This window comes from Acidovorax facilis, from assembly GCF_050626955.1.
In the GTDB taxonomy this organism is placed as follows: Bacteria; Pseudomonadota; Gammaproteobacteria; order Burkholderiales; family Burkholderiaceae_C; genus Acidovorax; species Acidovorax facilis.
In genome coordinates this window covers 258,883-277,355 of sequence record NZ_CP192460.1, presented here as the reverse complement: position 1 = coordinate 277,355, position 18,473 = coordinate 258,883, and the positions used below count along the sequence as shown (strand labels likewise).

Here is an 18,473-nt window from a genome sequence, read left to right as displayed (position 1 = left end):
ATGAACGCACCTACCGCTTCCATCCTCGTCGTGGACGACGAACCCGACCTGCGCACCTTGTACGAACTGACCTTGCTGCGCGAAGGCTATCGGGTGGAGACCGCATCCAGCGTCCAGGAGGCGCGCGAACAGCTCAAGGCCCACCGCTTTGACGCCGTCATCACCGACATGCGCCTGCCCGATGGTTTCGGCATGGAACTGCTGCAGGATCTGCGCGACCAGCAGCGCCGCGAGCGCTGCGTGGTCATGACAGCGTATGGCTCCGCAGAGAACGCCGTGGAAGCCCTGCGCTCTGGTGCCTTCGACTATCTGACCAAACCCGTGGATCTGAAGCAGTTCCGCTCGGTCGTCGCATCGGCCGTACAAGGCACCGGGGGTGTCCCCGCGCCCCGGGCCGCACGCACCGGCGGCGTACAGAGTCGGCAGGGCGCGTTCAGCGCAGACCCCTTGGCAGCGGGCACCGCACTGGACCGGCTGGTGGGCACCTCAGAGGCCATTCGCAACGTCAAGCAGCGCGTGGCCAAGGTGGCACGAGGCATGGCGCCCGTGCTGATTCATGGGGAATCCGGCACGGGCAAGGAACTGGTTGCGCAAGCGCTGCATGCCAGCAGCCAGCGTGCCGATGGTCCCCTGGTTGCCGTGAACTGCGGCGCCATCCCAGAAAACCTGCTGGAGGCAGAATTTTTTGGTGCCCGGAAAGGCTCTTACACCGGTGCCACCCAGGATCGGGACGGCTACTTTCAGGCAGCCCGTGGCGGCACGCTGTTTCTGGACGAAATCGGTGACCTTCCCTTGGCCATGCAGTCCAAATTGCTGCGCGCCATCCAGGAGCGCAGCGTACGACCTCTTGGCTCCACCCAGGAGGAGACGGTGGATGTGCGCATCGTGAGCGCCACACACCGCGACCTGGCCGCCGACGTGCAATCGGGCCGCTTCCGCCAGGATCTCTATTACCGGCTCAACGTGATCGAAATCGTGATCCCCCCGTTGCGCGAGCGGCGTGAAGATCTGCCTGTGCTGTGTGCCGCACTTCTGGCGCGCATCGCCCAGGAATCTGGCATGCCAGTGCCTTCTCTGACAGAGCATGCGCTCCAAGCCATTGCCGCACACCCCCTGACCGGCAACGTCCGCGAACTGGAAAACCTGTTGCACCGGGCCGTGGCACTCAGCGACGGAGACGAGCTGCATGTGGACTGGCCCTCTGGCACCCCCGCCCCATTGGTGGCGCGGACGCTACCAGCCCCCACCCTCCCCAACCACACCGAGGCGCAGCCTGCCTACCAATCACCACAGCCCGCCGCCAGCACGGGCTGCTCGGTCCCTCTGCCCAATGACCTTCAGGCCTGGCTGGACCAGCAGGAGCGGGACATTCTGATACGAGCCTTGCGCGAAGCGGGTTTCAACAGAACCGCCACCGCAGCCCGGCTGGGCATCAGCCTGCGTCAGATACGCTACCGCATCGCCCGGCTGAACATCGCCGTCCCCAATGACCAGGACCCGCATGACGAGATCGGCTGACGCGGCACCAGGCAGATCAACGCCTTGGGACGGTGGATGGCACCGTGCAGCAACTAGGCTGGAATCCCCCAACCATGGTGTGCGCCCTGCCCCGGCAAGTTCCTCCATCGACCTGATCGTGGTGCATTCCATCAGTTTGCCGCCAGGCACATATGGCGGGAATGCGGTGCAACAGCTATTCACCAATTCGCTGGACTGGGACGCACACCCCTACTACCAGAGCATCCGTGGTTTGGCCGTTTCGTCGCATTTCTTCATTGACCGCACCGGCGCCCTTTGGCAGTTTGTGGACTGTGATCTTCGGGCCTGGCATGCTGGCCAGTCGGCCTACCGTGGCCGCAGCCAGTGCAACGATGACTCGATTGGCATTGAACTGGAAGGCCTTGAAGGGCTTGCGTTCGAACCCGCGCAGTACCAGACCCTGACAACGCTCTGCCAGGACATCGAACAGCGCTACCCCATTGAACACATCGCAGGGCATGAGCACATCGCGCCCGGGCGCAAGCAGGACCCAGGCTCCGGCTTCGATTGGGCGCAGGTACAAAAAGCACTGAACTGGCCCATGCAACGTTTTCCGGCAGCCACCTGGCCTGACATTCAAGCCGCTCGCTGAGGGCGCTGTGGCAGCGCCACATTCAGCGACTTTTTTCTATGTGCATTTGCACATCGTCGCGTCCCCAGACACCACGCGGCCTCGCGCAGAAAATCCGCTCGAAACGCTTGTGTTTGCGAGGTTTTCGCCCTGCTTTTCCGCAGGGGCAACGGGTTCCGGCGGGGTCAGCAGAAGGCCCTGCGGCGCCGCTGACATGCTGTTTCGTTTTTCTGAGGGCAATACGACGGTACACTACCGGTAGTGTCTTGAATGCATGTGACACACCATATATAGTGTGCGCCAGACAGTAGTCCGCCGCACCACTCACACGCTGCGACGGCATCCAGGCCGCGCACCACACCCCAGACAGCCCACAGAAGAGGACCCCCCATGCAAGCTGCTTTGAACACGCCTTCCACGCCCCATGCCGCCTCCCCCGAGGCCCCAAACACCCAGTCCGCACCAGCAGCGGCGGGTAACTCGCTGGCGCACTATCAGATCATTCGCCGCAACGGAGCAGTCGTTCCCTTTGAGCCGCAAAAAATTGCGGTGGCGATGATGAAGGCATTTCTGGCAGTGCACGGCACGCAGGGCGCCGCCTCCGCCAGCGTGCGCGAGGTGGTGGACACGCTCACCCAGAATGTGGTCCGCGCCCTCATGCGCTCGCGTCCCGGTGGCGGCACCTTCCATATTGAAGACGTGCAGGATCAGGTTGAACTGGGCCTGATGCGCGGCGAACACCACGAAGTCGCCCGGGCCTATGTTCTGTACCGCGAGCGCCGCACGCAAGAGCGTGCCCACCACCAGGAACAGCTCGCGCCCGCAACCCCCATGTTGAACGTGATCGACAACGGCCAACGCGTGCAGCTGGACATCCTGCGCCTGCACGGGCTCATCGAATCGGCCTGCGCCAACCTCGGCGCCGACATCCAGGCCGCGCCCATCGTCGCCGAGACCATGCGCAACCTGTATGACGGCGTTCCCATGGACGAGGTCTACAAGGCGTCCATCCTCGCCGCCCGCACCCTGATCGAAAAAGACCCTGACTACACCTATGCCACGGCCCGCCTGCTGCTGCATACCATCGTGCGCGAAGTGCTGGGACGCGAGGTCGCCCAGAGCGACATGGGCCAGGCCTACAGGGACTATTTCCCCGCCTTCATCCAGAAGGGGGTGGACAACGAGCTGTTGGACGAGCGCCTGCTCAAGCAATACGACCTGAACCGCCTGGGCGCCGCGCTCAAGGCCGAGCGCGACCTTCAGTTCGACTACCTCGGCCTGCAGACCCTGTATGACCGCTACTTCCTGCACGTCAAGAAAACCCGCATCGAACTGCCCCAGGCGTTCTTCATGCGCGTGGCCATGGGCCTGGCACTCAATGAAACCGACCGCGAGGCCCGCGCAATCGAGTTCTACGAAGTGCTGTCGTCCTTCGACTTCATGTCGTCCACCCCCACGCTGTTCAACAGCGGCACCCTGCGCTCGCAGCTGTCCAGCTGCTACCTGACCACGGTGCCCGACGACCTGGATGGTATCTACGAATCGATCAAGGAAAACGCCCTGCTGTCCAAGTTTGCTGGTGGCCTGGGCAATGACTGGACCCGCGTGCGCGCCCTGGGCTCCCACATCAAGGGCACGAACGGCGAATCGCAAGGCGTGGTGCCCTTCCTCAAGGTGGTCAACGACACCGCTGTGGCGGTGAACCAGGGCGGCAAGCGCAAAGGCGCCGTCTGCACCTACCTGGAAACCTGGCACCTGGATATCGAAGAGTTCCTGGAACTGCGCAAGAACACTGGCGACGACCGCCGCCGCACGCACGACATGAACACGGCCAACTGGATCCCTGACCTGTTCATGCGCCGCGTGATGGAAAAGGGCACCTGGACATTGTTCTCGCCCTCCAACGTGCCCGACCTGCACGATCTGTTCGGCGCCGACTTCGAGAAGGCCTATGTGGCCTACGAAGAGAAGGCCGCGCGCGGCGAGATCAAACCCGCCAAGACGGTGCAGGCCACCGACATGTGGCGCAAGATGCTGACCATGCTGTTCGAGACCGGCCATCCTTGGATCACCTTCAAGGATGCCTGCAACGTGCGCTCGCCCCAGCAGCACGCTGGTGTGGTGCACTCGTCCAACCTGTGCACTGAGATCACACTCAACACCAGCGACACCGAAACCGCCGTCTGCAATCTCGGTTCGGTCAACCTGCTGCAGCACATCAAGGACGGCCAGATCGACCACGAGAAGCTCAAGAATACCATCACGGTTGCCATGCGCATGCTCGACAACGTGATCGACATCAACTATTACGCCGTCAAGAAGGCCCGCGACTCCAATCTGCGCCACCGCCCCGTGGGCCTGGGCGTCATGGCGTTCCAAGACAGCCTGTACGAACTGCGCATTCCCTACGCCTCGCAGGAGGCCGTGGAATTCGCCGACAAGTCGATGGAGGCCATCTGCTACTACGCCTACTGGGCCTCCACCGAATTGGCCCGGGAACGCGGCCAGTACTCCAGCTACAAGGGCTCGCTGTGGGATCGCGGCATCCTGCCTTTCGACACGCTGGACATGCTCTCGCAGGCCCGTGGCGGATATGTGGAAGTGGATCGCTCGTCCACCCTGGACTGGGATGCCCTGCGCAAGAAGATTGCACAGGACGGCATGCGCAACTCCAACTGCGTCGCCATTGCCCCCACGGCCACCATCTCCAACATCATCGGCGTTGATGCCTCGATCGAGCCTTCGTTCGGCAACCTGTCGGTCAAGTCCAACCTGTCGGGTGAATTCACGGTCATCAACGGTGGGCTGGTGCGCGACCTCAAGCGCCTGGGACTGTGGGATGACGTGATGATCATGGACCTCAAGCACTTCAAGGGTTCGCTGCACCCCATCGATCGGGTGCCACAGGACATCAAGGCGCTGTACTCCACAGCGTTTGAAGTCGAGCCGCAGTGGCTGGTGGAAGCCGCATCGCGTCGCCAGAAATGGATTGATCAGGCGCAGAGCCTGAACATCTACATGGCCGGCGCATCGGGCAAGAAGCTCGACGACACCTACAAGCTGGCCTGGATCCGTGGCCTCAAGACCACGTATTACCTGCGCACACAAAGCGCCACACACGTCGAAATGAGCACCGTGAATACACGCCAGCTCAATGCCGTTTCATCGGGCAATGACAGTGGCGCATCGGCAGCGTCGGTGCCCGTTGCAGCGAAACCCAGCGCACTCGATGCGGCAGTTGCTGAAGCCACCCATCAAGCATCAGCAGTGCCTGCTACGGACGTCAAGTTCTGCGCTATCGATGATCCCGGCTGCGAAGCCTGCCAATAAGAACTTCGCACGCGACACCTTGGGCTCTTCCGAGGTGTCGCGCATGTGCTGTGAAGCAACAAATCCTTGCTGCACAACGCTTCAGTGCTTTTCTTTTCGCAGCACTGCTTTCATAATCCGAACACTGGAAAATCTATGTTGACCTGGGACGAAGAAGTCAAGCCCTCATCGCAAAATCAACTGGACGGTGGACTGAACCAAAGCCACCCGGCGGGACAGCCGCCTTTGCCTTTCCAAACCCCCTCACTGCAGGAAGTGCACGCACCGATGACGGCCTCTGCAGCACCGCACGCAACACCTGCCGCAGCCACGCAACGCCGCGTGAACGCCGCCGACAAACGCATCATCAACGGGCAGACGGATGTCAATCAGCTGGTCCCGTTCAAATACAAGTGGGCCTGGGAAAAATACCTGGCCACCTGCGCCAACCATTGGATGCCTCAGGAAGTGAACATGACGCGCGACATCGCGTTGTGGAAGGACCCCAATGGCCTGACCGATGACGAACGCCGCATCATCAAGCGCAACCTGGGCTTCTTTGTCACGGCCGACTCGCTGGCTGCCAACAACATCGTGCTGGGCACCTATCGCCACATCACGGCACCCGAGTGCCGCCAGTTCCTGCTGCGCCAGGCCTTTGAAGAAGCTATCCACACGCACGCCTATCAGTACATCGTGGAATCGCTGGGGCTGGATGAGAGCGAGATTTTCAACGCGTACAACGAAGTCCAGTCCATCCGCGACAAAGACCAGTTCCTGATCCCCTTCATCGAGGCGATCATGGATCCGAACTTCCACACTGGCACGCCCGATACCGACCAGACGCTCCTCAAGTCGCTGATCGTGTTTGCCTGCCTGATGGAAGGCCTGTTCTTCTACGTCGGCTTCACACAGATCCTTGCACTGGGCCGCCAGAACAAGATGACTGGCGCCGCCGAGCAGTACCAGTACATCTTGCGCGACGAGTCGATGCACTGCAACTTTGGCATTGACCTGATCAACCAGCTCAAGCTGGAAAATCCCCATCTGTGGACCGCTGAATTCAAGGCCGAGATCAAGGCGCTGTTCCTCAAGGCGGTTGAACTCGAGTACCGCTACGCTGAAGACACCATGCCGCGCGGCGTGCTGGGCATGAATGCATCGATGTTCAAGGGATACCTGCGTTACATCGCCAACCGCCGTGCCACACAAATCGGGCTGGAGACGCTGTTTCCCAATGAAGAAAACCCGTTCCCGTGGATGAGCGAGATGATTGACCTCAAGAAGGAACGCAACTTCTTCGAGACCCGGGTTATTGAATACCAATCCGGTGGTGCGCTGTCCTGGGACTAGCGCCTTTTCGCAACACACCACCATGGATTTTTACACCACGCCCACCACCACAAGCAGCGCTGCAGTGCGTTGCGGTGCAGGGCGTTCCCGTGTTCATGGCGATGGGGATTTCTCCATCGCCATGGATCGCTTCGTGTCCACTGCAGACAGGAAGTGCTCTTTGCAAATTGACCCAAGGAGAACATGATGGCAACTGCGAAAAAACCAGCCGCTAAGAAGGCGACCCCAGCGAAAAAAGCTGCACCTGCAAAACCAGTAGCAGCGAAGAAGGCTGCACCTGCCAAGAAGGCAGCAGCACCGGCAAAGAAAGCCGCTCCCGCCAAGAAGGCAGTAGCAGCGAAGAAGGCTGCACCTGCCAAGAAGGCAGCAGCACCGGCAAAGAAAGCCGCTCCCGCCAAAAAGGCAGTAGCAGCGAAGAAGGCCGCACCCGCCAAGAAGGCAGCAGCACCGGCAAAGAAAGCCGCTCCCGCCAAGAAGGCAGTAGCAGCGAAGAAGGCCGCACCTGCCAAGAAGGCAGCAGCACCGGCAAAGAAAGCCGCTCCCGCCAAGAAGGCAGTAGCAGCGAAGAAGCCTGCCGCCCCAGCCAAGAAGGCGGCTCCCGCCAAGAAGGCAACGGCTGCCAAGAAGGCCGCTCCCGCCAAGGCTCCTGCAAAAAAAGCTGCACCGGCCAAGAAGGCCCCCAAGGCGCCTGCCCCTGCGGCAGCAGCTCCAGCAGCACAGACCACCCTGAATCCTCAGGCAGCCTGGCCCTTCCCTACGGGCAACAAGCCTTAATCCTGGCGTATCACACGCTCAACCCGGTGCCTGCGCACCGGGTTTTTTTGTGCCTGTTCGTGTTGCACACCACACGCCGTGCAACACAAGAAGCCGGCAGCAATGGCGCCCCGTGACTTCATGGAAAGCTGGCCCTATTACGCGGGGATGAAATCCAGTGTGTAGTTTTGCGGGCCCCGCTGTGCAATCTTGAGGGCTCCTACCCGGTTGCCCAGCTCGGCGCAACGCACCAGCGGCCAGCCCTTTTCCAGGCCGAACAACAACGCGCCCCGCCAAGCATCACCACACCCCGTAGGATCCACCACTTGGGCAGGCACCACGGCGGGTACATGGGTTTTCTGACCATCCACCCAGACCTCGCAGCCCTCCGCGCCCAGCGTCACCACAAGCCCCTTTACCTTGCGCGAAATCTCTGCAAGCGTCCAGCCCGTGCGGTCGCAAAGCATTTTCCCCTCGTAGTCATTGACCGTCACCCAGGAAGCCTGGTCCACGAACCTCGCCAGCTCTTCGCCATTGAACATGGGCAAGCCCTGGCCCGGGTCAAATACAAAAGGAATACCGGCCGCCACAAACTGGGCCGCGTGTTCAAGCATGGCGTCACGACCATCCGGCGCGATGATCCCCACGCTCACCCCCACATCTGCCTCGATGCGGTTCACATGTGCCTGCATCATCGCCCCAGGGTGGAAGGCGGTGATCTGGTTGTTGTCACGGTCCGTCATGATCATGGCTTGTGCGGTGTAGGTGTCCTGGACCTGCCCCACATGACGCGCACTGATACCCAGCAATTCCAGGCGCTGCAGATAGTCAGCGCCATCGCTGCCCAGCATGGCCATTGGCAATGGCTCACCGCCGAGCAACTTGAGGCTATACGCAATGTTGCCCGCACAACCACCAAAGTCGCGCCGCAACGAAGGCACCAGGAAAGAGACGTTCAGGATGTGCAGCTGGTCGGGCAGTATCTGCTCGGCAAAACGGCCCTCGAAGGTCATGATGGTGTCGAACGCCAGAGAACCACAAATGAGGGCAGCCATATCAAAGAAGTAGGTTGGTAAAAAATCAGGGATAAAACGCCAGCAACCGATAGCCAGCAACACGCGCTCCGCCGGTGGTCACAATCACTGACACGGACGAACTCCATTCGCCCCCTGCAGACAACTCCATGGGAGCCCCCATGTCAGTGGGCAAAAGCACACGCCGAAGCACTGGCTGGTCCTGCGCATCGGTCAACGTCAACTCGACGGCGGGCATGGCCAGAGGTATCGAGGCCTTGCTCTTCATGGTCAGCGCGAGTTGATAGCTATCACCTCGGGCCTTGTTGAACGAAGAACTGTCGATGACCACATCCGCAATCTGGCGCGGCGGCGCGATCTCGCAGTGCAAGGGAGCGCACAACGCCATCAACCATGGCCTGGCACGCGCATCCATCGCGGCAAGGCGGTCACGCTCCTGAACAGCGACCTGCAGCGCAAGTCCCGCCACAGACATCAAAAGCAGCACTCCAAGCACCGTGCGCACCATCGGCCTGCGCCAGAACGCCTTGCGCCGGGCAGCGACTACAAAGCTGACTTCCTGTCCGGCCTCAGGGTCATCGTCCTCGGCAACGGCATCCGACGCCTTTCGGACCGAGGATCGCTTGCGAGCCGATGCCTGCAACACGGCTGCGGGCGAATGGTCTTCCACGAGCGCAAGTGCCTCCGGCTCGGGTTCAGGCGTCGCGGGCTGCGCAAAACCCACCGGCGGCACGGGCTCTTCAGCCCGCTCTTCCGGCTCCGCACCTTCCACCGGCAACGCCGTCTTGGTAGGCAACTCCAGTGCGGGATATCCCATAGGGGTCAACGCCACGGCTGCAGCTGGATCAGAAGCCACCTCTTCGCCGTCTCGAAGAGCAGCAGCAGGTAACTCATACCCTGCAGGGAGTGATGTTCCATCGCCTGCACCGGGCAAGACGGCTGACAACGAGGCAGTAGGGTGCTCCCCCTTGGGCAAAGAGGATGGCCTATCAGCTGCCACCTCGGGAAAGGCCAAAGGAGGCAAGGCGACGGCATCGCTCCGCATCCCTGCAACATCCCCGCCCGTTGTTGGCACATTGCGCACGGAGTCCGGGCGCCAGGCAAATGGAGTGAAGGGGCCGATTCCCGCATCGGCACCAGGTGCCACCGCCCCGGCTGCCGCAGACAGAAACGCGGGCACCGCAGGCTGTGGAACCTCCAGAACCGGAGCCACCACCTGGGCCTGTGCATCCGGCAACCCCGCCATTACGTCGGAAGTACCTGCGGGAAACAGCGAAAACGCTGGTTTTTCGGAGGCTGGCGATAGCGCCCCCGCAGATGGGGCAACCGGTGGTGGCGAAGAAGTCGGCTCACCCCATGACCGCCCCGTCTCTGCCTTGCGCGCCACCGGCATGGATGGCGGACGTATGTCGGTCAACGAGACATCGGGCAACAACGCTGGTGGAGCCGCTGGAAGCAGGTGCGCCGAAGCGTCAAACACCTCTTTGCATTGACCACAACGCACCCACCCTTGCGAGATGCGCAATTGGTCCGCCACCACCTTGAACGAGGTAGAGCAGGACGGGCAGCGAGTGATCTGGCTCATCAGCGATGGATTGTAGAGGCGCGTGCGACCCCGGCGAAGCGGGCTTCGGCCCCGTCTTAGCGGCGGGCGATCATCAAGATCCAGCCATCTTCTGTATCCGCCACATCAAGCTGAAGCCAGGGAGCATATGCCTCTTTCAACTCCTCAGCCTGACGTTCCAAAATGCCTGCCAGCACCAGATTCCCGCCGGGCGCGACGTGGCTGCACAAGAGGGGCGCCAGCACGCGCAAGGGGGTGGCAAGAATGTTTGCCAGCACCGTCTGGTATTCACCCCGTGCCTTGTCGGGCAGTCCCGCGTGGAGCCGCACGTCATTGGCCTGTGCATTCAGCGCGGTGGACTCGACCGCCGCAGGATCAATATCGACCGCATCGATGTCCGTGGCACCAAACTTGGCCGCACCAATGGCGAGGATGCCAGAGCCACAGCCATAGTCCAGAACCCGGCCCAGCGGATTGCCCATGGACGACTCGGTGGCACCGTTACGGGCAATCCAGCGCAGACACATGCGCGTCGTGGGGTGGGTGCCGGTGCCAAACGCCAGGCCCGGATCCAGCCGGATGCTGCGCTTTGCCTCGGCGGGAAGTTCGTGCCAGGTAGGAACTATCCAAAAATCCGGCGTGATGTCCACAGGCGCAAATTGCGATTGCGTGAGCCGCACCCAGTCCTGCTCGGGCACGTGGGCAACCCCCAGCACCTGGCAGCCCGCAAAAAAATCCTGCACCACCAGCAGTTGCTGGGCCTCCCGGGCTGCCACCTCCGAAGGAAAGAGCGCTACCACCCTGCTGCGCTGCCAGCCGTCCTTGGGCGGCGGCATGCCAGGCTCGCCAAACAAGGCCTGCTCGGCGTCGGTCTGGGCATCAGCATCCTCCACCGAAACGCTCAGCGCATCCAGCGCATCCAGCGCATCGCTGACCGCCTCGATCCGGTCCTCGGGACACATCAGACTCAGCTCAAACATAGAAGCCTCTCAGAAAAAGTGAAATGCTGGCACCCGTTGCCAGGAGCCAGCATGTGAATGACTGCGCAATACGATTTCAGCGCTTGTGCTGCGACAGCCACTCTTCCAGGTAATGGATGTTGGTGCCACCGGCCATGAACTTGGCGTCCACCATCAGCTCGCGGTGCAGCGGCACGTTGGTGTTGATGCCTTCGATCACCGTCTCGGACAGCGCCGTGCGCATGCGGGCCAGGGCCTGCTCGCGCGTGTCGCCGTGCACGATGATCTTGCCGATCATCGAGTCGTAGTTAGGCGGCACAAAGTAGTTGGTGTACGCATGCGAATCCACACGCACGCCGGGGCCGCCTGGTGGATGCCACGTTGTGATACGCCCGGGCGACGGAATGAACTTGTAAGGGTCTTCTGCATTGATCCGGCACTCGATGGCATGGCCCCGGATCTCGATCTGGCGCTGGGTGAACGGCAGCTTCTCGCCGGCCGCGACCATGATCTGCGTCTTCACGATGTCCACGCCGGTGATCCACTCGGTGACGGGGTGTTCCACCTGCACACGGGTGTTCATCTCGATGAAGTAGAACTCGCCGTTTTCGTACAAGAACTCGAACGTGCCCGCGCCACGGTAGCCGATCTTCTTGCACGCGGCCACGCAGCGCTCGCCGATCTTCTCGATCAGTTTGCGGGGGATGCCGGGGGCTGGAGCCTCTTCGATGACCTTCTGGTGGCGGCGTTGCATGGAGCAGTCGCGCTCGCCCAAATACACCGCATTGCGGTGCTTGTCGGCCAGGATCTGGATTTCGATGTGGCGCGGGTTCTGGAGGAACTTCTCCATATACACCGCAGGATTGCCAAACGCAGCGCCCGCTTCGGCCTTGGTCATCTGCACCGCATTGACCAAGGCAGCTTCGGTGTGCACCACGCGCATGCCACGGCCACCACCGCCGCCTGCGGCCTTGATGATCACCGGGTAGCCCACGGCCTTGGCGATTCGGCGGATCTGCACCGGATCGTCGGGCAACTCGCCCTCAGAGCCCGGCACGCAGGGCACGCCTGCGCGGATCATGGCCTGCTTGGCCGACACCTTGTCGCCCATGATGCGGATCGACTCGGGGGTGGGGCCGATGAACTGGAAGCCACTCTTTTCCACGCGCTCGGCGAAATCTGCGTTCTCAGACAGGAAGCCATAGCCGGGGTGAATGGCCTCGGCGTCGGTCACCTCGGCGGCCGAGATGATGGCTGGCATGTTCAGGTAGGACAACGGCGAGGGCGCTGGGCCGATGCACACCGCTTCTTCGGCGAGCTTGACGTATTTGGCGTCGCGGTCGGCCTCGGAGTAGACCATCACGGCCTTGACACCCAACTCATGGCAGGCGCGCTGAATGCGAAGGGCGATCTCCCCTCTGTTTGCGACCAGGATTTTCTTGAACATGCGCGCCTTATTCGATGACGAACAAAGGTTGGCCGTATTCCACGGCCTGACCGTTTTCACCCAGGATGCGGGTGACGGTTCCCGACTTGTCGGCCTCGATTTCGTTGAGGATCTTCATCGCTTCGATGATGCAGATGGTTTCGCCTTCCTTGACCTGGCTGCCGACTTCAACAAAAGCCTTGGCGCCAGGGCTGGACGAACGGTAGAACGTGCCCACCATGGGTGACTTGACGATGTGGCCAGCAGGGACTGCAGGGGCCGAGGGCGCAGGCAACTCGGCAACTTGGGCGGCGGCAGACGCAGGGGGCGCAGGCGCTTGCATCGGGGCGGGGACGTACTGCTGAACGACACCACCCACGCTCTTGACGATGCGGACTTTGCCCTCGGCTTCCGTGATTTCGAGTTCAGATACGTTCGACTCGGACACGAGATCGATGAGGGTTTTGAGTTTTCGCAGATCCATGGGAGCTCCAACGGCTATAAAACTGATAGGACTTACGCCAATCGGGACGCAGTAGCCGCCTCGCGTTGGGCGAGCCGCCTGCCTGAGCCCTGCTTTGCGCAAGTCATGACTGAATAGGGCGCGAATTTACTCCAATTTCAGCCTATCTCCGTCTTCCACAGGTATTTTTGATGAACTACATCATGTCGATACCCAGCCGGGGCCTACAAAAATGCCGAACAGAAGGCTTGGTCGATCAGCGCAGAGGCGCCCACAGCTGGAGGTCTTGCGGGGTGATTTGCCCCATTTTACGGTGCAGGACACGTCCATTGCCCCCGAGCACCACGGTAAACGGCAGGCCACCGGTAAGGTTGCCCAGTGATCGCCCCAGGTCGGTACCGCCCAGTCCGGCAAGGCCCACGGGGAACTCCAGCGGAATACGCTGCAGAAACTTGCGCACGGCAGAGGGCTGGTCGATGGCCAATCCCAGAACTTGCCATCCGTTCGGCGCCTGTTGGCGATAGAAAGCATTGAGCATGGGCAGCTCTTCCACACAGGGCGGGCACCAGGTGGCCCAGAAGTTCAGCAGCAGCGGCTTGCCAGCCAGAGACTTCAGCGCCACCACGCCCCCTTCAGGCTTTTCAAACTCCATCGCCCAGAGCGCTTCTTCCACCCCCTGCTCCATGGCATGGGGCTGGAACTTCCACCATGCCAGGCCGGCACCCCCCAACGCTGCTGCGCCTGCCACCCCGGCGTACAGCAGTCGCCTACGTGCGGCCGACGGTTGCGCATCGCTGGTGGCGGGGATGGACTCAGGGCGATCGGAAGGGCTTGTCATGGGGCAGGGGTTTCCTGGAGCAGGCGCCGAACGGCGGTCATGTCACCGCGCGGCACACGCCCTTGGGCATCCGGGCGCAAAGCGCCGCGCAGGTCATCGAGGTCATAGATCATCAAGTGCACCCCGATCATCTCATTGAGTTCGGGCGACTTGCTGCCCAGGCTCAGCGCTTCGACCGACTCACCATGAAAACCGGTGACCGTGCGTGGCTCGTAGTCCACATGGTGATCGATGAGCGCTATTTCTGCAGATTTGGAGTCATCGCAGAACAACTGCAGGTAAATGTCGGACAGCCGCGTGGCCGTACCATGCCATACAGCCCCTGCCAGATGGGGACGGAATGCCGCCATGCGCTCCATCCACACGAGGGCCAGCTGGCGCAGCGCCCGCAGCTCGTGCGGCTGCGTATCGGCACAAAAGAGCTGGATGTACTCCCGCACGGCGGCCTCGACTTGGTCGTTGCTCGGCAGGGGTGTGCGGGCAGGCAGGCCCATCTGGCGCAGCGCACGGCGCTTGGCCGGGCCCCATTCCAGGCCCTCTTCCACCACCAGCCGGGCCGTGGTGTGGGCGATTTCGTCGCTCAAAGGTGTGTGCATGGCGGTAGGGAATGGTGGTGGCAGGGAAAGAAACCGCATTGTGGCCCGAAGCACCTGCCTGGACTACGGGTTACCCCTAGATATGCCCAGGGTCACTATATTTTTCATAGCTTCTCGCGCTTATCCACCAAGCGCTGGAGGCTTGTTTTTTATTGAACCTTAGAATCTGCGCCCATGCATATACACATACTGGGCATCTGCGGCACGTTCATGGGCGGCTTGGCCGCGCTCGCACGCGAGGCAGGGCACAAGGTGACGGGTTGCGACGCTGGCGTTTACCCGCCGATGAGCGACCAATTGCGGGCCCTGGGCATCGATCTGATCGAAGGTTTTGGCGCCGACCAACTGGCCCTGCAGCCCGACATGTTTGTCATCGGCAACGTGGTCAGCCGCGTCCGCCTGCCGGACGGTTCGCCCAAATTTCCGTTGATGGAAGCCATCCTGGACGCAGGCCTGCCCTACACCAGCGGCCCGCAGTGGCTGGCCGAGCATGTACTACAAGGCCGCCATGTGCTGGCGGTGGCTGGCACCCATGGCAAGACGACGACCACCTCAATGCTGGCCTGGATTCTGGAAAGCGCCGGTCAGCAGCCGGGTTTTCTGATTGGCGGAGTACCGCTGAATTTCGGCGTGTCCGCCCGACTGGGGGCGCCCCGGCGACCATCACCCGGCAGTGCGCCGCTGGGGGATGCGCCGCTGTTCGTGATCGAGGCTGACGAATACGACACAGCCTTCTTCGACAAGCGCAGCAAGTTTGTGCACTACCGCCCCCGCACTGCCGTGCTGAACAACCTGGAGTTCGACCACGCAGACATCTTTGACAACTTGGCCGCCATCGAGCGGCAGTTTCACCACCTCGTGCGCACGGTGCCGCCGTCGGGCCGTGTGGTGGTCAACGGTCTCGAAGAAAGCCTCACCCGCGTACTGCACACGGGCTGCTGGAGCGAAGTGTCCAGCTTTGGTGAAGCCGTCAGCGACTTTTCCGCCGAAGGCGATCCCCAGGCATTCGACGTGCTGCACCAGGGGCGCAAGGCCGCCCGGGTGGAGTGGGCGCTGACTGGCGTGCACAACCAGCTCAACGCACTGGCGGCCATTGCCGCCGCTCACCATGTAGGCGTGAGCCCCGAGCAGTCCGCTACGGCACTGGCCACCTTTCAGAACGTGAAGCGACGCATGGAACTGCGCGGCACCGTGAATGGCGTTGCGGTGTATGACGACTTTGCCCACCACCCCACTGCCCTGAGAACCACGCTGGACGGCCTGCGCCGCAGCCTGGGCCAGGGTGCGCGCATCCTGGCGGTGTTCGAGCCCCGCAGCAACACCATGAAACTGGGCGCCATGAAGGCCCAACTGCCGTGGGCGCTGGAGCCTGCCGACCTCGCGTTCTGCCACACGGCCGGGCTGGACTGGGACGCAGCGCAGGCCCTAGCCCCCCTGGGCGTGGGCCCAGGCCTGCGGGCGCAAACCGCTGCCGACATCAACACCCTGGTAAAACAGGTCACAGCGGCAGCCCGCCCGGGGGATCACATCGTGTGCATGAGCAACGGGGGATTTGGCGGCATCCACGCCAAACTGCTGGAATCGCTACAAAATAAATAGCTGCTGACGCTTACCTGGCAAGCGCCAGAGCCTGATATTCTTCAAAAACTAGAACGATACCGCCATGCCGGGGACGTCCACGCGCACCACGGGCTTGGCGAGCGCCGCGCTGGCAGCGCGCGCAAAGTCACGGGACCATGCCGGGTCGGCCAGCAACGAAGCCCCCGCAGCGCGGGCCACTGTGAGCACCTTGTCCGCCAGCAGCACCTTGCCGCTGGCGCGCAGGGGTTCGCAATCGAGCGCGGTGAACTGATCATCCAGCCAGCGCCTGCCAGCCTCGTGGCCCATGGGCTCGGCGCCCTCCAGATCAAAACGGAATTCCTGGTTTCCGGCCAGACGGACCGACACTTCGCTGTGCATGATGGTTTGCCTTTCTATCTACTGAAACCGTGGCGGCGACTGCCGTGCTCCCTTGCACGGCCCGCCACGGGTTTCCAGTTTAGGGCCTTCGGCCAGCAGCGCAGATCACCGCGCGCGGCGCGCCTTCACGGCGTCAGACAGCTCAGCCAGCGCCGTCAGCGAATCGTCCCAGCCCAGGCAGGCGTCCGTGATGCTCTTGCCATACTCCAGCGCGCCGGGCTGGTCCTTGCCCGGTGAGAACTTCTGGGCACCGGCGGTGAGGTGGCTCTCGATCATGAGGCCGAACACACTGCGCGAGCCACCGGCGAGCTGAGCGGCGATGTCGCGCGCCACGTCGAGCTGCTTTTCATGTTGCTTGCTGCTGTTGGCATGGCTGCAGTCCACCATCAGGGTGGCGGGCAGCTTGGCGGCTTCGAGGTCCTTGCAGGCAGCGGCCACGCTGGCAGCGTCGTAGTTGGGCGTCTTGCCGCCGCGCAGGATCACGTGGCAATCCTTGTTGCCCTTGGTGTTGACGATGGCCACCTGGCCGTTTTTATGCACCGACAGGAAGTGGTGGCCCCGGCTGGCCGACTGGATCGCGTCGGTGGCAATGCGGATGTTGCCATCCGTGCCGTTCTTGAAGCCGATAGGCGCCGAGATGCCGGAGGCCAGCTCGCGGTGCACTTGGCTTTCTGTGGTGCGGGCGCCAATGGCGCCCCAGCTGATGAGGTCGCCGATGTACTGGGGCGAAATCACATCCAGGAACTCGCTGCCGGCGGGCATGCCAAGGCGGTTAATTTCGATCAGCAGCTGGCGCGCAATGCGCAGGCCTTCGTCGATGCGGTAGCTTTCGTCGAGGTACGGGTCGTTGATGAGGCCCTTCCAGCCCACCGTGGTGCGTGGCTTCTCAAAGTACACCCGCATCACGATTTCCAGGGTGTCGGCGTACTGCGTGCGCGCGGCCATGAGGCGGCGCGCGTACTCCACAGCGGCAGCCGGATCGTGGATGGAGCATGGGCCGATCACCACCAGCAGGCGGTCATCCTTGCCGGCCATGATGTTGTGGATGTTCTTGCGGGTCTGGGTGATCAGCGTCTCGACCGGCGTTCCACGGATCGGGAAAAAGCGGATCAGATGCTCGGGAGGAGGCAACACGGTAATGTCCTTGATACGTTCGTCGTCGGTCTGGCTGGTTTTCTCGACGCTGCGGTACCAGGCATCGCTGGTCGGGGTGGTGGTGGCCGTCATGGTTGCTTCCTCGTGGAGTAAAAGTAGTTGGAGGGATGAAAAAACGGGAGGGCAGAAAAACAAAAACCGCCGGGCTTTGCAGCGTCGGCGGTTGGTATGGGAAGGTTGTGTTTGCTTGCGCGTTTTCCTCTCATCCGCCGGGGACCGAGATAAAAAACCAAAAATAAAACGCGCTGCGAACTTGCATGGCAGCCAATGTAGCACAGGAGTGCGGCAGTGCAGCACCCCCGGATTGTTGCGATTGCGCGACAGCAATGGTAATCCGGATGCCTACCAGGCCCCACTTCCAACCCCCTGATTCAACGCCTCCAGCGACGAAACCAAGCGCTCGCACGCTGCAGGACTGACAGCTTGCGCGGCGGCGCCCGATCCTGCAGGTCACTGGGTGGATCGCTCTGGTGCTCATACATGTCGATGAGCAGCAGCGCCTCGCCCAGCGTGCGCCAGGCCAGAAGCTCGAACTGGTCGAAGCTTGCACTTTCCTTCGGGCTGCGCCGCTCCAGCATCTGCTGCCAGTCCGCGATCGCATTGCGCAACTCCCTCAGCGCACGCTCATAGGCCCCGAACTCGTACAACGCGTGCCAAGCCGATCCCAGGCCCGTCAGGAACAACTGGTGCTCGCGGGCGCAATGCGACAAAGTCAACACACGCCGGGTGATGGCGGTGGTATCGGTGCTGGTGCGGCGGATCCGCACCGCCTCGTCGATCTGCGTTGAGAGCGCGCTCAAGCTATCGCGCAGTTGACGAGACTCCTCATCGGCCACGCCTTCACGCAGAAAGCGGCTGATGTCACCAAATGATTGAAGGGTCAGCAGCTGACTGGGGCGCGTCGCGGGCATGCGCCATTTTGCGCTGCCAGAGCATGCACCATGGGCTTTGTGC

17 protein-coding genes and 1 pseudogene are annotated in these 18,473 nt (G+C 62.1%); 7 read left to right on the top strand and 11 right to left on the bottom strand.

Annotated features, from left to right (window positions below):
• The 6 genes from ACQ4MJ_RS01260 (at position 1) to ACQ4MJ_RS01235 (ending at position 7,546) form a co-directional block, all read left to right on the top strand.
• Positions 1–1,518, top strand: coding sequence for a sigma-54-dependent transcriptional regulator (locus ACQ4MJ_RS01260; protein ID WP_228896260.1), 1,518 nt, complete (start codon positions 1–3; stop codon positions 1,516–1,518).
• Positions 1,502–2,131, top strand: coding sequence for a 1,6-anhydro-N-acetylmuramyl-L-alanine amidase AmpD (gene ampD / locus ACQ4MJ_RS01255; protein ID WP_176886985.1), 630 nt, complete (start codon positions 1,502–1,504; stop codon positions 2,129–2,131). Before ACQ4MJ_RS01260 ends, ampD begins: the two co-directional genes overlap by 17 nt.
• Before the next feature lie 369 nt (positions 2,132–2,500).
• Positions 2,501–5,440 carry a ribonucleoside-diphosphate reductase subunit alpha gene (locus tag ACQ4MJ_RS01250; protein ID WP_431150661.1) on the top strand — a complete coding sequence of 980 codons (2,940 nt, stop codon included), beginning with the start codon at positions 2,501–2,503 and terminating at the stop codon, positions 5,438–5,440.
• Between the two features lie 135 nt (positions 5,441–5,575).
• Positions 5,576–6,772 carry a ribonucleotide-diphosphate reductase subunit beta gene (locus ACQ4MJ_RS01245; protein WP_218301718.1) on the top strand — a complete coding sequence of 399 codons (1,197 nt, stop codon included), beginning with the start codon at positions 5,576–5,578 and terminating at the stop codon, positions 6,770–6,772.
• 22 nt (positions 6,773–6,794) lie between these two features.
• Positions 6,795–6,959, top strand: a complete 165-nt coding sequence (locus tag ACQ4MJ_RS01240) for a hypothetical protein (RefSeq protein ID WP_158603296.1) — start codon at positions 6,795–6,797, stop codon at positions 6,957–6,959.
• Complete coding sequence (locus ACQ4MJ_RS01235) at positions 6,959–7,546, top strand: hypothetical protein (RefSeq protein ID WP_055395059.1); 588 nt, start codon at positions 6,959–6,961, stop codon at positions 7,544–7,546. Before ACQ4MJ_RS01240 ends, ACQ4MJ_RS01235 begins: the two co-directional genes overlap by 1 nt.
• A gap of 137 nt (positions 7,547–7,683) precedes the next feature.
• On the opposite strand, the gene ACQ4MJ_RS01230 is transcribed toward ACQ4MJ_RS01235, so the two are convergent.
• The 8 genes and pseudogenes from ACQ4MJ_RS01230 to ACQ4MJ_RS01195 all read right to left on the bottom strand — a co-directional run bounded on the left by ACQ4MJ_RS01230 (position 7,684) and on the right by ACQ4MJ_RS01195 (position 14,405).
• Positions 7,684–8,580, bottom strand: a complete 897-nt coding sequence (locus ACQ4MJ_RS01230) for a carbohydrate kinase family protein (protein ID WP_121508595.1) — start codon at positions 8,578–8,580, stop codon at positions 7,684–7,686.
• Between the two features lie 25 nt (positions 8,581–8,605).
• A complete protein-coding gene (locus ACQ4MJ_RS01225) occupies positions 8,606–9,391 on the bottom strand; it encodes a DUF3426 domain-containing protein (protein ID WP_431153126.1) in 786 nt (261 codons plus the stop codon).
• Positions 9,392–10,078: 687 nt separating this feature from the next.
• A pseudogene (locus tag ACQ4MJ_RS01220) lies at positions 10,079–10,144 on the bottom strand (MJ0042-type zinc finger domain-containing protein); the annotation flags it as partial.
• Positions 10,145–10,200: 56 nt separating this feature from the next.
• Positions 10,201–11,103 carry a 50S ribosomal protein L11 methyltransferase gene (gene prmA, locus ACQ4MJ_RS01215; RefSeq protein WP_431150666.1) on the bottom strand — a complete coding sequence of 301 codons (903 nt, stop codon included), beginning with the start codon at positions 11,101–11,103 and terminating at the stop codon, positions 10,201–10,203.
• Positions 11,104–11,179: 76 nt separating this feature from the next.
• Positions 11,180–12,529 carry an acetyl-CoA carboxylase biotin carboxylase subunit gene (gene accC / locus ACQ4MJ_RS01210; RefSeq protein WP_055395037.1) on the bottom strand — a complete coding sequence of 450 codons (1,350 nt, stop codon included), beginning with the start codon at positions 12,527–12,529 and terminating at the stop codon, positions 11,180–11,182.
• A 7-nt stretch (positions 12,530–12,536) separates the two neighbouring features.
• Positions 12,537–12,992 (bottom strand): acetyl-CoA carboxylase biotin carboxyl carrier protein, encoded by a 456-nt coding sequence (gene accB, locus ACQ4MJ_RS01205; RefSeq protein ID WP_121421124.1) that lies wholly within the window; start codon positions 12,990–12,992, stop codon positions 12,537–12,539.
• A gap of 235 nt (positions 12,993–13,227) precedes the next feature.
• A complete protein-coding gene (locus ACQ4MJ_RS01200) occupies positions 13,228–13,809 on the bottom strand; it encodes a TlpA family protein disulfide reductase (protein WP_218301715.1) in 582 nt (193 codons plus the stop codon).
• Positions 13,806–14,405, bottom strand: a complete 600-nt coding sequence (locus ACQ4MJ_RS01195) for a hypothetical protein (RefSeq protein WP_121421126.1) — start codon at positions 14,403–14,405, stop codon at positions 13,806–13,808. The genes ACQ4MJ_RS01200 and ACQ4MJ_RS01195 overlap by 4 nt, the downstream gene beginning before the upstream one ends.
• A gap of 174 nt (positions 14,406–14,579) precedes the next feature.
• Between ACQ4MJ_RS01195 and mpl the strand changes: the two genes are divergently transcribed.
• A complete protein-coding gene (gene mpl, locus ACQ4MJ_RS01190) occupies positions 14,580–16,004 on the top strand; it encodes a UDP-N-acetylmuramate:L-alanyl-gamma-D-glutamyl-meso-diaminopimelate ligase (protein ID WP_431150669.1) in 1,425 nt (474 codons plus the stop codon).
• Positions 16,005–16,052: 48 nt separating this feature from the next.
• Here the strand turns inward: mpl and ACQ4MJ_RS01185 are convergent, their stop codons facing one another.
• The 3 genes from ACQ4MJ_RS01185 to ACQ4MJ_RS01175 form a co-directional block, all read right to left on the bottom strand.
• Entirely contained in the window at positions 16,053–16,364 is a 312-nt protein-coding gene (locus tag ACQ4MJ_RS01185) for a hypothetical protein (protein WP_055395047.1), read from the bottom strand.
• Positions 16,365–16,469: 105 nt separating this feature from the next.
• The gene (locus ACQ4MJ_RS01180; RefSeq protein WP_121508589.1) at positions 16,470–17,591 is read right to left on the bottom strand and encodes a 3-deoxy-7-phosphoheptulonate synthase; all 1,122 of its coding nucleotides are present in this window, start codon (positions 17,589–17,591) and stop codon (positions 16,470–16,472) included.
• Positions 17,592–17,890: 299 nt separating this feature from the next.
• A complete protein-coding gene (locus tag ACQ4MJ_RS01175) occupies positions 17,891–18,430 on the bottom strand; it encodes a hypothetical protein (RefSeq protein WP_121421129.1) in 540 nt (179 codons plus the stop codon).
• Positions 18,431–18,473: the final 43 nt, after the last annotated feature.